Source organism: Akkermansia sp. KLE1798 (assembly GCF_001580195.1).
Taxonomy (GTDB): domain Bacteria; phylum Verrucomicrobiota; class Verrucomicrobiia; order Verrucomicrobiales; family Akkermansiaceae; genus Akkermansia; species Akkermansia biwaensis.
On the sequence record NZ_KQ971083.1, the window covers coordinates 659 to 13805 of the forward strand.

Annotated in this window: 12 protein-coding genes; 6 read left to right on the forward strand and 6 right to left on the reverse strand. The window is 57.6% G+C overall.

What is annotated here, in order from left to right; translation table 11 throughout:
• From HMPREF3039_RS14390 to yidC, 6 genes are all read left to right on the forward strand, one after another.
• Positions 1-367: hypothetical protein (locus HMPREF3039_RS14390; RefSeq protein ID WP_231863885.1), on the forward strand; the 367-nt coding region annotated here is incomplete at its 5' end.
• Between the two features lie 331 nt (positions 368-698).
• On the forward strand, positions 699-2810 hold the full coding sequence (locus HMPREF3039_RS08065; RefSeq protein WP_067572644.1) for a glutamine synthetase III family protein: 2112 nt from the start codon (positions 699-701) through the stop codon (positions 2808-2810).
• Between the two features lie 209 nt (positions 2811-3019).
• Complete coding sequence (gene rpmH / locus HMPREF3039_RS08070) at positions 3020-3205, forward strand: 50S ribosomal protein L34 (protein ID WP_012420297.1); 186 nt, start codon at positions 3020-3022, stop codon at positions 3203-3205.
• 64 nt (positions 3206-3269) lie between these two features.
• Complete coding sequence (gene rnpA / locus HMPREF3039_RS13335) at positions 3270-3641, forward strand: ribonuclease P protein component (RefSeq protein WP_082770287.1); 372 nt, start codon at positions 3270-3272, stop codon at positions 3639-3641.
• Positions 3638-3886, forward strand: coding sequence for a membrane protein insertion efficiency factor YidD (yidD, locus tag HMPREF3039_RS08075; protein ID WP_067572646.1), 249 nt, complete (start codon positions 3638-3640; stop codon positions 3884-3886). The genes rnpA and yidD overlap by 4 nt, the downstream gene beginning before the upstream one ends.
• Positions 3887-3941: 55 nt before the next feature.
• Positions 3942-5837 carry a membrane protein insertase YidC gene (gene yidC / locus HMPREF3039_RS08080; protein WP_067572648.1) on the forward strand — a complete coding sequence of 632 codons (1896 nt, stop codon included), beginning with the start codon at positions 3942-3944 and terminating at the stop codon, positions 5835-5837.
• A 464-nt stretch (positions 5838-6301) separates the two neighbouring features.
• Here the strand turns inward: yidC and HMPREF3039_RS08085 are convergent, their stop codons facing one another.
• From HMPREF3039_RS08085 to HMPREF3039_RS08110, 6 genes are read right to left on the reverse strand one after another with little or no spacing between them, the layout of a single operon-like run.
• Entirely contained in the window at positions 6302-7105 is an 804-nt protein-coding gene (locus HMPREF3039_RS08085) for an MBL fold metallo-hydrolase (RefSeq protein WP_067572650.1), read from the reverse strand.
• A 6-nt stretch (positions 7106-7111) separates the two neighbouring features.
• On the reverse strand, positions 7112-7621 hold the full coding sequence (gene ispF, locus HMPREF3039_RS08090) for a 2-C-methyl-D-erythritol 2,4-cyclodiphosphate synthase (RefSeq protein ID WP_067572652.1): 510 nt from the start codon (positions 7619-7621) through the stop codon (positions 7112-7114).
• 18 nt (positions 7622-7639) lie between these two features.
• The gene (locus HMPREF3039_RS08095) at positions 7640-8404 is read right to left on the reverse strand and encodes an inositol monophosphatase family protein (RefSeq protein WP_067572654.1); all 765 of its coding nucleotides are present in this window, start codon (positions 8402-8404) and stop codon (positions 7640-7642) included.
• Positions 8405-8427: 23 nt separating this feature from the next.
• Positions 8428-10221: a transglycosylase domain-containing protein gene (locus HMPREF3039_RS08100; protein WP_067572656.1), complete on the reverse strand. Its 1794-nt coding sequence runs from the start codon at positions 10219-10221 to the stop codon at positions 8428-8430.
• Positions 10222-10245: 24 nt separating this feature from the next.
• Complete coding sequence (locus HMPREF3039_RS08105) at positions 10246-12678, reverse strand: tetratricopeptide repeat protein (protein WP_067572658.1); 2433 nt, start codon at positions 12676-12678, stop codon at positions 10246-10248.
• The gene (locus tag HMPREF3039_RS08110; RefSeq protein ID WP_067572660.1) at positions 12675-13121 is read right to left on the reverse strand and encodes an ExbD/TolR family protein; all 447 of its coding nucleotides are present in this window, start codon (positions 13119-13121) and stop codon (positions 12675-12677) included. Before HMPREF3039_RS08110 ends, HMPREF3039_RS08105 begins: the two co-directional genes overlap by 4 nt.
• Positions 13122-13147: the final 26 nt, after the last annotated feature.

Here is a 13147-nt window from a genome sequence, read left to right on the forward strand (position 1 = left end):
GTTTGGTGAACCAGCGTGTGATGCTGGGAGTAGGATATTCCTTCTAATAAACAAGAAGATGCAAGCACGGCCGGGTTCCCTCCCAGGGAGCCCGGTTTTTTATATGCCGGATGCAACCCCGAACTGTCGGAAGGAAAGTCCCGGAAACAACGTTCGCAGCAGGCGGAAATCATCCCGCGGAGAAAAGACGGTCTGCTGCGGCCCCTGTGTCGGGAACAAGCGATTGGCCCTGCTTCCGGGAAAAAGACGGCTTTGGAATCCGGCATCAATGATAATTTTTGGTATTAAAAGCGTTTGTAATAAAAATGCCTGCATCATCGGAAACGCAGATGTAAAAAACAAACCTCTGCAAATAGCAATATCATGATGATTTATAATTATATACATTTATTTTAAAATATGATTTTTATCAAACGGATTCCAAATCCGCTATGTTCACGGTGGCAGGCGGGCGGCCATTTTTCATGCTGCTTCCTCCCAATTCACAATGGATATGTGACGAGAAGGACCGGGCTTCCAATTCATTGGGAGCCCGGTCTGATTCATCCCGGACAGGAAAAGAGGCAGGAGGGAAAACGGTTTCCGCCGCCGTGAAAGGCATTCCCGGTGAAAATAACGGACTGGCAGGATTCGGCTTGCAAAAAACGCTCTTTTAAGGTTTGGTAGATTTCGAGCCTTTTGGCGCGTTCCCTACCAAGATGCACACAAACACACCTTCCGATGTTGGCAACGCCGCAACCTTTATTGCGGAAATCTACGGCCAGGACGTCTTCAACATGGAGACCATGCGCGGCTACCTGCCCCGCCCCGTTTACAAGAAATTGCTGGCGACAATCCGCAAGGATGAAAAGCTGGACCCGGATATTGCCAATGAAGTGGCCCAGGCCATGATGACCTGGGCCCTGGAAAAGGGCGCCAGCCATTACACGCACTGGTTCCAGCCCCTCAACGGCAGTACGGCTGAAAAGCACGATTCCTTTGTGGAAGTGGACCCGGAAGGCAACCTGGAACTCAAATTCTCCGGCAAAAGCCTGGTCCAGGGGGAACCGGACGCCTCGAGCTTCCCCTCCGGCGGCCTCCGCGCCACGTTTGAGGCCCGCGGCTACACGGCATGGGACCCCACCAGCCCCGCTTTCATCAAGCGCACGGACAACGGAGCCACCCTGTGCATCCCCACCGCCTTCTGCTCCTACAAGGGGCAGGCGCTGGACAAGAAGACTCCCCTGCTGCGCTCCATGACCGCCGTCTGCCGCCAGGCCCAGCGCCTGCTGGCCTGCTTCGGCGGTCCGGAACATATCCGCGTCACCGCCAACCTGGGCGCGGAACAGGAATACTTCCTGGTGGACAAGCAGCTTTACGCCCTGCGCCCGGACCTGATGATGTGCGGCCGCACCCTCTTCGGCAACGTGCCGCCCAAGCACCAGCAGATGGAAGACCATTATTTCGGCTCCATCAAGGACCGCGTGCTGGAATTCATGGTGGACGTGGACGAAGCCCTGTGGAAGCTCGGCATCCCCTCCAAGACGCGCCATAACGAGGTGGCTCCCGGACAGTTTGAAATCGCGCCCATTTTCGAGAGCCAGAACCTGGCCGTGGACCATAACATGCTGGTCATGGAAGTGCTCCGGAAAACCGCCAACAAGCACGACCTGGTCTGCCTGCTCCATGAAAAGCCCTTCGCGGGAATGAACGGCTCCGGCAAGCACAACAACTGGTCCCTTTCCGCCCCCGGCTACGGCAGCCTTCTCAATCCAGGCTCCAGCCCGCAGGAAAACGCCATCTTCCTCACCCTGCTCTGCGCCACGATCAAGGCCGTGGACGAACACGCAGACCTGCTGCGCGCCTCCGTCGCCAAATCCGGCAACGAACACCGCCTGGGAGCCCATGAAGCTCCTCCGGCCATCATTTCCATTTTCCTGGGGGACCTGCTGGACGAAATCATTGAGCAGATTGAAAAAGGCGGCACCAAGAAGGCATGCACGGTGAAAACCATGAGCATCGGCGTGGATACGCTGCCGATGTTCCCGCTGGACACTTCCGACCGGAACCGCACCAGCCCCTTCGCCTTCACCGGCAACAAGTTTGAATTCCGGGCCGTGGGTTCTTCCCAAACCTGCGCGTGGCCGATGACGGTGCTCAACACCATCGTCGCGGAAAGCCTGGATGAAATCTGCACCATCCTGGACCCCGTCAAGGACAAGCCGGAGGAATTCCACACGACGCTCAACAAGCTGCTTCAAGACATCATCAAGAAGCACAAGCGTATCCTCTTCAGCGGGGACGGCTACGGGGAAGCCTGGATCAAGGAGGCCGAACGCCGCAAGCTGGCCAATACGCCCGGCACCATCGAGGCGCTGGCGGCACTGGAAACGCCCAAAGCCAGGGCGCTTTTTGAAAAATACAAGGTGGTCAGCCCGGTGGAACTCCACGCGCGCCATGAAATCCAGTCGGAAATCTTCCATAAGGAAATCAACATTGAGGCGGAAACGGCCCTCCTGATGGTGGAAACCCTGTATATTCCTGCCGTCACGGAACAGCTCACGCAGCTCACCTCCGCCATTGCGCAGATGAAGGCTTCCGGAATCAAGGCGGGGATGAAAGCCACGACAGACCGCGCCAACCGGATCGGAGAACTGCTGGACCTCCTGCCCGCCCAGGTCGAGGCACTGCGGCTGGCGGTGGATAAGGAAAGCACCAAGGATATCCTGACTGGAATGAATGACTTGAGAAAGACCATCGACACCCTGGAAGGGCTGACGGATGCAGACTTGTGGCCCGTTCCGACTTATGCGGAATTGCTCTTCCTGTAAAAACGAGGCGCTTCCACAATCATAAAATATATTTATTATCAATCATTAACAATAAAAACAACACAGTTGCACCCAAGAAAAGCGCCAAATAATCGCCTGACGGATTGACAAAACGGCCAAAATAGTTATCCTTTTCGTCCGGTTGTGCATAGGCCGCTTAGACGGACGGCACTGAATCTAGTAATTCACAAGAAGCATCTTTCAATATCATGAGCAAGAGGACTTATCAACCATCCAAGCGCTGCCGCAAGCGCCAGTTCGGATTCCGTGCACGCATGGCGACCAAGAACGGGGCCGATATCATCCGCCGCCGCCGCGCCAAAGGCCGCAAGCGCCTTCTTCCCAAGGGAGCCGAAATCCAGTACAAGCGCCATACCATCCAGCACGGCCGTTAATTCGCCGTCAGGACTTGGTTAACGCCTCCTTGGAACATTCTTTTCACGGGCCGACCCGCGGGAGATGCGTCTTACTCGTCAACAAAGCATGACCAGGGCATTTCAATTTGCCCGGGTACGCAACGAGGGACCATCCGTAGCAGGTCGGCTTATTGTTTTAAGCGCAGCCCCGCTGGCAGATCCGGAGGAACCTTCCAAATTCGGCATCATCTGCACGAAAAAAATAGGCTGCGCCGTCGTCCGCAACAAGCTTAGACGCCGGGTGCGGGAAATACTCCGGGCACACGGAGAGCCTTTTCAACAGGGCGTGCACATGGTGTGCGTGCTCAGATGGCGGGCGGTGGAAGCCAGCTATTCCGACCTGGAACGGGATTGGCGGAAAGCCGCCCGCAAATTAAAACTGCAACTGCTTTCCGGACAACAAGACACGGCATGATGAAATGGCTGCTTATCACCCTGGTTCGGGGTTACCAACTCTTCATCAGCGCCCCTCTTCACGCGCTGGGGGGCCCCGGCTGCGGCTGCCGTTACACTCCCACATGTTCCCAATACTTCATCCAGGCCGTCCAGGTCCACGGAGCCTGGCGCGGTTTTATTCTTGGAACATGGCGCATTTTAAGATGCAACCCCTGGGGCGGTTCAGGGTATGATCCCGTGCCGCCTCCCCGCCCTTCCCGCTAACTCACTTTTCTCCCTCTCCCTGTAAAACTCTTTTCCAACCAAGCTATATCACATTATGGATCGCACTTCATGGATCATTGTCGGCGTCTGCGCCGCCCTTCTGGGCCTGAACGTTTACCTCGGCAACAATAAAAAGGAAACACCCGTTACGGCGCCCCCCGCCGCCGTCCAGCAGCCGGTTTCCCCCGCAAACACTGCCGCGCCGGGAACTTCAACAGCTGCCGAACCCGCCACTCCGGGACAGCTTTCCGTCAACCAGGCCATGGCGGAAGACAAGGAGAACCCGATCACCCTTGTGGCCACGGAAGAAGTGGACGGCAAGCAGAAGCCCTTCATCACTTACACCTTCAACCGCGTCGGCGGCTCCATCGGTGGCGTCACCCTCCACAACGATATTGTGGACACCCAGAAGGTTACGGACCACAATATCACCATCAACGAGGCCCAGAACCGGGGCATTGGCGAACTCGTCTTCAACATGGACGCCACGCAGGACCCTTCCTACGACAACACGGTGTACAAGGAAGTCAAGCGCACGGCGGACTCCGTCACCCTGGAAGGCTATGACGCCGCGCGCCAGCTTTTCATTTCCAAGACCTACACGCTCCACCCCGTCACGGACTCTTCCGGAAAAGTGCTCCCCGGCAGCAAATACATCATCCGCCTGACCGTCTCCCTTCTCAACAAAGCCCCCAATGTCCAGGATTTGCGCTATCTGGGCATCTTTGCAGGCAGTGCCTACCCCATCGCCAAGAGCGAACCCAAAGATACCTACACCCACCTTTTCTACCATGCGGACGGCTCCCTGGAACAGGAGGCCCCCTCCCACTTCACGGGCGGCTTTTTCAGCACCGCCAAGCCCCGCGTGCTGGAAGGCCCGCTGAAGGACCTGACCTACGCCGGGGTAATGAGCCAATACTACGCCACCATCCTCATTCCGCAGGAACAGTCCGCAGGCTCCACCGTGTACGCCACGCGCCAGGAATTCCCCCTGGCCCATGAAAACAATACCCTGGTGCCCGGCGTAACCCTGGCCATGGGCATTCCCAACCTGGCCATGGCGCCCAACGAGATCAAGACGCTCACCTATGACATTTACACGGGCCCCAAATTCAACGCCTACCTGCGCGACCTGAACCTTACCTACCCCGCCATCAGCGACATCATGGCCTACGGCTGGCTGGTCTTCCTGAGCGTGCCGATGAACTGGCTGCTCAACCTGTTCCACGGCTGGTTCGGCAACTGGGGCGTAGCCATCATCTGCATGACCATCGTCGTCCGCGCTCTCATCTGGCCGTTGCACAAGAAATCCTATCTGGCGATGAAGCGCATGTCCCTGGTTCAGCCGGAAATGGCGAAACTCAAGGAAAAATATCCGGACGATCCCCAGAAAGTGAACATGGAAATGATGAAGCTGTACCAGAAATACGGCATCAATCCGGCCAGCGGCTGCGTACCCATGCTCATCCAGATTCCCATCTTCTTCGCCTTCTACCGCGTGCTTCAATATTCCGCGGAATTGCGGGGACAGCCCTTCTGCCTGTGGATGACGGACTTGTCCCTGCCCGATACCGTCGGCCACCTGTTCGGCATCCCGATCAACATCCTGCCGCTCATCATGGCCGTCACGATGATCGTGCAAATGCGGATGACACCGCAGGCGGGCGAACGTTCCCAGCGCATCATCATGAATCTGATGCCCCTGATGTTCTTCCTGTTCTGTTATAACTTCGCTTCCGCCCTGGCCCTGTACTGGACCACGCAGAACCTCATTTCCATCGGCCAGACGGCGCTGATTCGCCGCCTGCCCATGCCCGTGCTGGCTCCGTCCCAGAAGAAGAAAAAGCCCGGCTTCTTCCAGCGGATGATGGAACAGCAGCGCGTGGCCCTGGAAGAGCAGCAGCGCAAAGCCAAGGGGCGCAACATGCGCAATGTGACACCGAAGAAATAGGCGGACGCTTTTATTCCTCCTTCCCTTTCACAGTGCGCCCGATCATGCGGGCGTACTTTTTTTGCGTTCACGGAGAAACATACCCTCACGGAAAGATCAGATCCGGGACGCGGGGAAAAGAAAGGTATAAGTTACCGGAACGCCACCCTCTAAAAAACCGGACTTCCTTTTCAAGAAGTCCGGTTTCTCTCGTCTATATCATGTAATTGTTCATGGGAGCGGTTTGTTGCTGAAAACATTACCGCATCCACTCAATGGCAAACTAGCGGATTAAGAATCCGCGGTTGGAAACATTATTGTTATGAAATAATACAATCCGCTAGTCAGCAGTATATTATAAAATCACCAAATTCCAGTGCTCTTTTGTGTTGTTTGCTCAGTAAACATGATCTTATGATCAAATCCCTTAAACGCCAAAAATTGTCATTGACCGCGGATTCTTAATCCGCCTCTATTCCGCCAAATTAAAGGTCGATAATATCAGCGTCATCCGGAATGACCAGGTTGCCGGAATAATACATCCGCCCTTCCCGGGAATATAAGGAACGGCGGCAGGCAAGGTTACTGTCTTCCGTATGCCAAAGCAGCAGATTGGGAATGTTCATCCTTTCCGCCAGCTCGCAGGCATCCTTGACCGTGCTGTGGTATTTTTCATAGGGCTTGAACACGTCGGCCTGAGAATACAGGCAAAAGGCTTCGCTAAGCAGCCAGCGGGCGCCGCGGACATAAGGCTCGCAGGCATCGCGGTACGGTTCGTCTCCCAGGAAAACAAGCCTGCCTCCCCCGTTCAGCACCGTGGAAAAGCCGAACTGGCGCGTCTTGTCGGAATGGATGTCAAAACAGGTCAGCCGGTACGGTCCGGCGTCCACTTCCTCTCCATCTTCCACCGGAACCACGAGGATGCGTTCCCCGACCAGACGCACAACCCTTTTGTCCAGCGTCATGCGTACCAGGCGTTCCAGGTCCGCCGCCAGTTCCCGGTGGCAGTAAACCGTAAACGTTCCTTCATAACGGTCCTGGGTCATCATGGTCCCGATGAGGCGGATCACCCATACCATGCCCAGCATGTGGTCCGTGTGCCGATGGGAAAGAAAGGCGTGATGCATCCTTTCCACCGGAACCTTCATATGTTTCAGAATGCCCAGAATGCCGTTGCCTCCGCCGGCGTCCACCAGCAGGAATTCCTTGCCGTCCGTCAGGGAAAAGCAGGTATTGTAGCATTCCGTGACGGTGGCGTTCCCCGTGCCGAAAACCAGAAGACGGTCCATAAACGGTTACGGCTGCGGCTCTTCCTCCGGCATCAGGATGGACGCCACGGCAAAGGCGGCGATGCCTTCCCGGCGCCCCAGCGCGCCAAGCTGCTCATTCGTGGTGGCCTTCACCCCCACGCGGGCGGCTGAGATGCCCAGTGCGGAACCCAGAGCGTTTTTCATCTGCTCCAGATACGGAGAAATGCGCGGTGCTTCCGCAATCAGGGAAGAATCCACGTTGACCACGCGGCCTCCGCGTTCCCGGATCAGGGAAACGGCCTTGGCCACAATGTCCAGGGAGGAAATGTCCTTGCAGGCGGGATCGCCCGGAGGGAACCAGAAGCCGATGTCCGGCAGTCCGGCGGCGCCCAGCAGGGCGTCCGCAACGGCATGGCACAGGACATCCGCATCGGAATGGCCGTCCAGTCCCCTGGCGGAGGGAATGTGTACGCCGCCCAGCATCAGCGGACGGGGAGCTTCCGCAAAACGGTGAATGTCGTAACCCAGTCCGGTCAGTGCAATCATGGTGTTCATCCGTCAACAGGGCTGGCGTTATTCTCCGAGGGCTTCCACGATCGGAATGCACCCGTTCCAGGCAACAATGGCGAACTGTTCCGGATTGTCCTTCTTCGGTTCCAGAATCACTTTTCCTCCGGCTGCTTCCACCAGCAGGACGCCGGCGGCAATGTCCCAGATAGAAATGACGCTTTCCACATAGGCGTCAAACCTGCCGTAGGCAATGTAGGCGAGGGCGAGGGCGGCGGAACCGTTGTTGCGCACCTTGCGCACCTGCCAGGCGATTTTGGCAAAGCGTTCAATTCCCTTTTCCTTGGAACCGTCCGTCTTCCCGTGCCCCACGAATACGACGGCCTCCGCCATGCGCTTCCGGAGGCTGCAATGCATCGGTACGCCGTTCATGTACGGAACGCCGCCTTTTTCCACATGCCAGCATTCGTCCATCATGGGATCGTAAATCACGCCCAGCACCACTTCCCCGCCGCGGCGGAGGGCGATGGACACGCAAAACCACGGAATGGTATAGAAATAATTCACCGTGCCGTCAATGGGGTCCACAATCCATTCGTTTTCGCTGTTCCGGTCTCCGGTGTAGCCTTCCTCCCCCAGTACGGCGTGAGTGGGGAAAGCGGAGAGGATTTCCTTCGTGATCAGTTTCTGGGACAGCTTGTCCAGTTCCAGCTTGATGTCGTTCTGGCTGGCTTCATCCACCTTCTTCCGGTCATAAAAATGCTTTTTCAGGAAGGCTCCGGCGGACTTGGCCGCCCGGATGGCTACGGTCATTTCAGGCGAGTGGTTCATGATATGTTTGAATAAAAAATCGTTTAAAGGGAGGTCTGCTCCTGCGGAGTTTCCTGCTCGCGGCGCTCGGCGGCGGCAGCCTTTCTGGCCTCTTCCGCTCGGGTGTACACGTCCTCCGCCAGCGTGGAACATGTCTTCGCCAGGGCGGCGGAAACACCCCTTTTCTTGTATACAGCTTCATCCGGGGCATCGAATCCAACCCAGACGTACACGGTATAATAACGGCCTCTGACAGAGGAGAAATGCCCGCTATATTCAGGCAACGCCACATTCACAACCGTCCTTCTGGTACGTTCGTCATAGCGGAAGGGGGGAAACCCCGCCACCAGATGGACGGATTCCCGCGGAAGGATTTCACGGTGGGTTTCCTCGGAAGAAGGAGCATTCACCATCACCAGGTTTTTTTTGGTTGTTCCCACCTGGCGGACTGCGGAAAGCTGCACGTTGAGACCGCCGTTGCCGATCATGTACAGCGCGTTGACGGCATCCGCCAGGGACGTGCGGAACTTCCCGGCATACAGTTCCGGGGACCGCGGCAAATCCCCCTTGTACCCGGCTTTTCCCGCCGTTTCAATGACAGTGTTGAATCCCACGCCGCGCCCCGTCACTTCCGGGTTGCTGCGGATGACGGTCCGGCGCTGGTCCACGGCGCACAGGTTGACGACAGGCGTGAACAATTCACCGGGCATTACCTTTGCCTGCCATCTGTCCACGCCGTCCAGGGCGGAGCGGCCTCCCGTAACGGCCAGTATGTCGCCCTTGCGGGAATCCACGCACAGCACGGCGGCCTGGACGCAGCCTTTCAGATGGTTGTCCACCCTCTTCGGAAGGCCGCTCCATACAGGGGAATTCTCCAAAGCAATGAGGGCCGGCTCACTCAACTCCTCCACCATTCTCTGAAAATCCAGGTCAAGCGTGGTCATCACAAAAATGCTGGAAGTCTCTTCCTGCTGGTCACAGCAGGCAAGACTGCCCAATTCACGGGAAATCACTAGAATGGGATAGGACGCGGGGCTGGCTTCCTTTTCTCCCGCCACGGTCATCGGTTCTGAGGATGCCTTCCACATTTGTTCTTGGGTGATGAATTCGCATTCAAGCATGCGTTCCAGCGTGGCATTGCGCACCTTGACGGCGGCCTCCGGGCTGGAAACGGGGTTGTATATGGAAGGGCCGCGCACCAGCCCGGCCAGCGTGGCGCATTCCGCCAAAGTCAGGTCTCCCACTTTTTTGCCGAAATACAGATCCGCGGCCTGGGCGATGCCGTAGCATTGCTGGCCGAAGTAAATCCGGTTCAAGTAGGCCGTCAATATTTCATCCTTGGAGTATTTTCCCTCTATGCGGCGGGCTACGGCCATTTCCAGAATCTTCCGGTCCAGCGTCTTTCCCCCCAGTTCATAACAGTTCCGGGCAAGCTGCATGGTGATGGTGGAAGCCCCCTGGGCATAGGAGAGGGTGGTCAGGTTCCGGCAGATGGAGCGGATGATGGATGTGTAAACGATGCCGCCGTGGTCGAAAAAGGCTTCGTCCTCCCGCGCGATGAAGGCGTTCACCAGATTATCCGGCAATTCATGGCGCGCTACGTAAACGCGGTCGTGGTCCGTCAGGGTGCCTATCCACTGGCCGTTCCGGTCATAGGCGGCGCAGTTTTCCAAGGGAGCCAGAACTTCGTCCAGATTATACTGGTCCGCCCGCCACGCGTAAATGATCAGGATGACGATGAACGAGATAGGGATGATGCTCAGCCACAGCAGGACGCGCCCCAGATTGCGGGGCAGCAATCCGAACAGATCATACCATCTTTTGCGCCTGTTCTCCATTCCGTTTCCAATCGTTCCAGACGTCTAGCGGGCATCCGGCGGCAGTGACTCCCCTTCCTGCTTCCAGTCAGGGAATTCCTTCTGCAGGCGGGCGCGGTACTGGGAAGCCTCCGACTTGCGGCCGGCCTTGTCCAGAGCTTCCGCCGCCTTGAACAGGGCCTTGGGTTTCAGCTCCGCGTCGTTGACGAACAACTCCGCCGTAACGCCGTAATGCTTGGCTGCCTCATCAAATTTCTTTTCCGCATAGGAGATGTCCCCCAGCACGATTTTCAGGGAGGCCATCAGGGGGCCTTCCACCCCCAGGGCAAGCGCTTCCTCCGCCGTTTTCCGGGCGTCCGCATACTTGCCCAGTCCCAGCAGAATGGAGGCCTTGTCCAGCATGCCGTCCGCACGGCGGTAGGGCTGGTCCTCCACCTTCAGGAAGTTGTTGGAAGCCACGAGGGCGCGGTCATACTTTTTCAAGGCCAGGCGAACTTTCGCCAGATTGCGCCAGATCACTTTCTTTACGTTTTGGAGCTGGTCGTTCTGGGTGGCCCAGGTCATGTACTTATCCGCCGTCTCCAGATCCTTCATTCCGTAGGCCTGAAGGCCCAGCCACGCAGGAATCACGTCCGGCACGCGGGACACGGCCGCCGGGTTCTCCTTCTGGAGGGTTTCTAGAGCCTCCTTCAATTTGTTTACGTCCTGGAGCTTGTGGTAGGAAAGAACAGTGAGGACGTTGACCTGTTCTCCATATTTCTGGGGGTCCAGTGTCTTGGCCTCCGACATGTGGCTGATGGAGGATTGGAAATCCCCCTGGTCAAACGCCGCACGGCCCAGCAGGAAATGGGCTTCCGCCAGGGCGGCGGGAGAGGACTTCGGGAAATTCTTGATCAGCCCTTCGTAGTACTTCGCCATGTTCGCCAAATCCTGGCGGCCGGCGTAAATCTGCGCGGCCCGCTGCCAGGCGGCGGCCGCGGATTCCTCCTTCGGCCAGCGCGCAATCACCCGGTCAAAATCCTGCAGAGCCTCCGTTTCCTTTTTGGTTTTGGCGTACATGTCCCCCCGCAGGGTCAGGGCTTCGCAGATGCGGGGATCGCGGGGATACCCGTCAATGAAGGTGGTCAGCAGCTTGGCGGCCGTTTCCCGGTCGCCCGCCTGGGCAACGGCCCAGGCGCTTTTGTACAGAATATCCGGGCGCATCTTGGCCGGAAGCTTGTCAAAATTGATGCTCCCGTAAAATTTGGCAGCATCCGCGGGGCTGGAGCTGAACAGGCTTTCCGCCGCCATCAGACGCACCATGTCGTGGAGCTCACTGGTGGGGAACGCCTTGGCATAATGATTCAGGAAACTCTGGGCACGCTGGGGCAGGTCCTTCTGCTTGAGCTCCTTGTAGCACAGAAGACGGTAGAAGGAAGCCTGCATGGCTTCCTGCGTGTAAGGCACGGCTTTTTCCGCCTCCAGGAAGAAATCCGCCCCCTTCTGGTACTCCTTCAGCTTGTAGGCGGTCTGGCCCATCAGCATCAGCAGGCGCGCCTGGCCTTCCTTGGTCGGCATCTTCATGTCCTTCTGCTGCTCGTACTGGGCCATGACCTCCTTGTACTTGCCCATGTGGTACAGCCCCAGAAGCAGGCCCATGCGGGCCTCCGGCGCCATTTCCTTCAGGGTTTCATCCTTCAGTATCTGTTCATAAAGGCTATGCGCCTCCGCATTCTTCTTCAGCTTGGTGGCCAGCGTTGCCGCCTGCAGAATGGCAATGCCGCGGTTTCTGGCATCCACACCGGGCGTGTCCAGCACCTTGCGGTACTCGGTGTACGCCTCTCCCAGCCGGCCGGAATCGGCACACAGGGCGGCATACCCCATCCGGGCCACCAGGACGAATCTTTTATCCGCCTGGGGATTGCCGATCACCGCGCAGAACATGTTGGCGGCGGCTTCCGGATTGCCGCTGGCAAGGAACAGGCGCCCCAGACGGTACTGGGCATCCACCTTCAAGTCATTCTGCTCCGCACTGCGGATAACAAGCTGGTAATACTGGATGGCCTTGTCCGTCTCTCCGGCGGCGGAGGCATCCGTGGCCAGACGGTAGGCGGAGGCGGCAACCAGGGCCGGGGTTCCCGTCTGCGTCAGCCTCTGGAACAGCGCATGGGCATCCTCTTTCCTTCCGAGTTCCGCCAGGCACATGGCCGCACGGTATTCCGCCAGAGGAGCCTGTGCGGAACGGGGGAAACGCTGGGAAAATTCAAGGTACTTGCGCAGGCTCAGATCAAGCAGTCGCGCATATTCCTGCGGGTTCGCCTTCGTCTGAGGCTCCTGGGACTGCTTGTACAGCATGTCCGCCATATCCAGGCTGTCCTGTTCCGGATTGGCTACCAGCGGACCGTCGTCCACCGGGGCGGCGTCCGGGATATGCTCCTGGGCGGCGGCGCATACTCCCAGGGCCGCCAGCCCGACGCTAATGGGAAAAAGGGCTTTCATGAAGATTGAGGGGTGGAAACGTTGACGGAAGACGGAGCCGGAGGCCTCGTGGAGAAAGATACATTGTTGAGCCCGGCTTTCAGGCAGGCGTCCATCACGTGCACGACCGTGCCGGATTCCGCTTTTTCATCCACACGGATGCGGACGAGCATGGTTTTGTCCAGGCGGGCGACGGAAAGCAGCTTCTCCTCCAGTTCCGGCATCGTGTACGGCTGGCGGTTGATCATCACCGTGCCGTCCTTGCGGATGTTCACGATAATCTCATTGGAGGCGTTTTCCCCGGGTTTGGGTGTCTCCGCAGACGGAAGGGTGATGGAAAGGTCCGGTTCGTCGTCCTCAAAAGTCTGCGTCACGACGAAGAACACCAGCAGCAGAAACACGATATCCAGCATGGGCGCCAGCTGGAACCCTATGGGATTGGGCATCTTGTAACGAAACTTCATATGGTCTTCCGGTGTTGCTGGCTCGG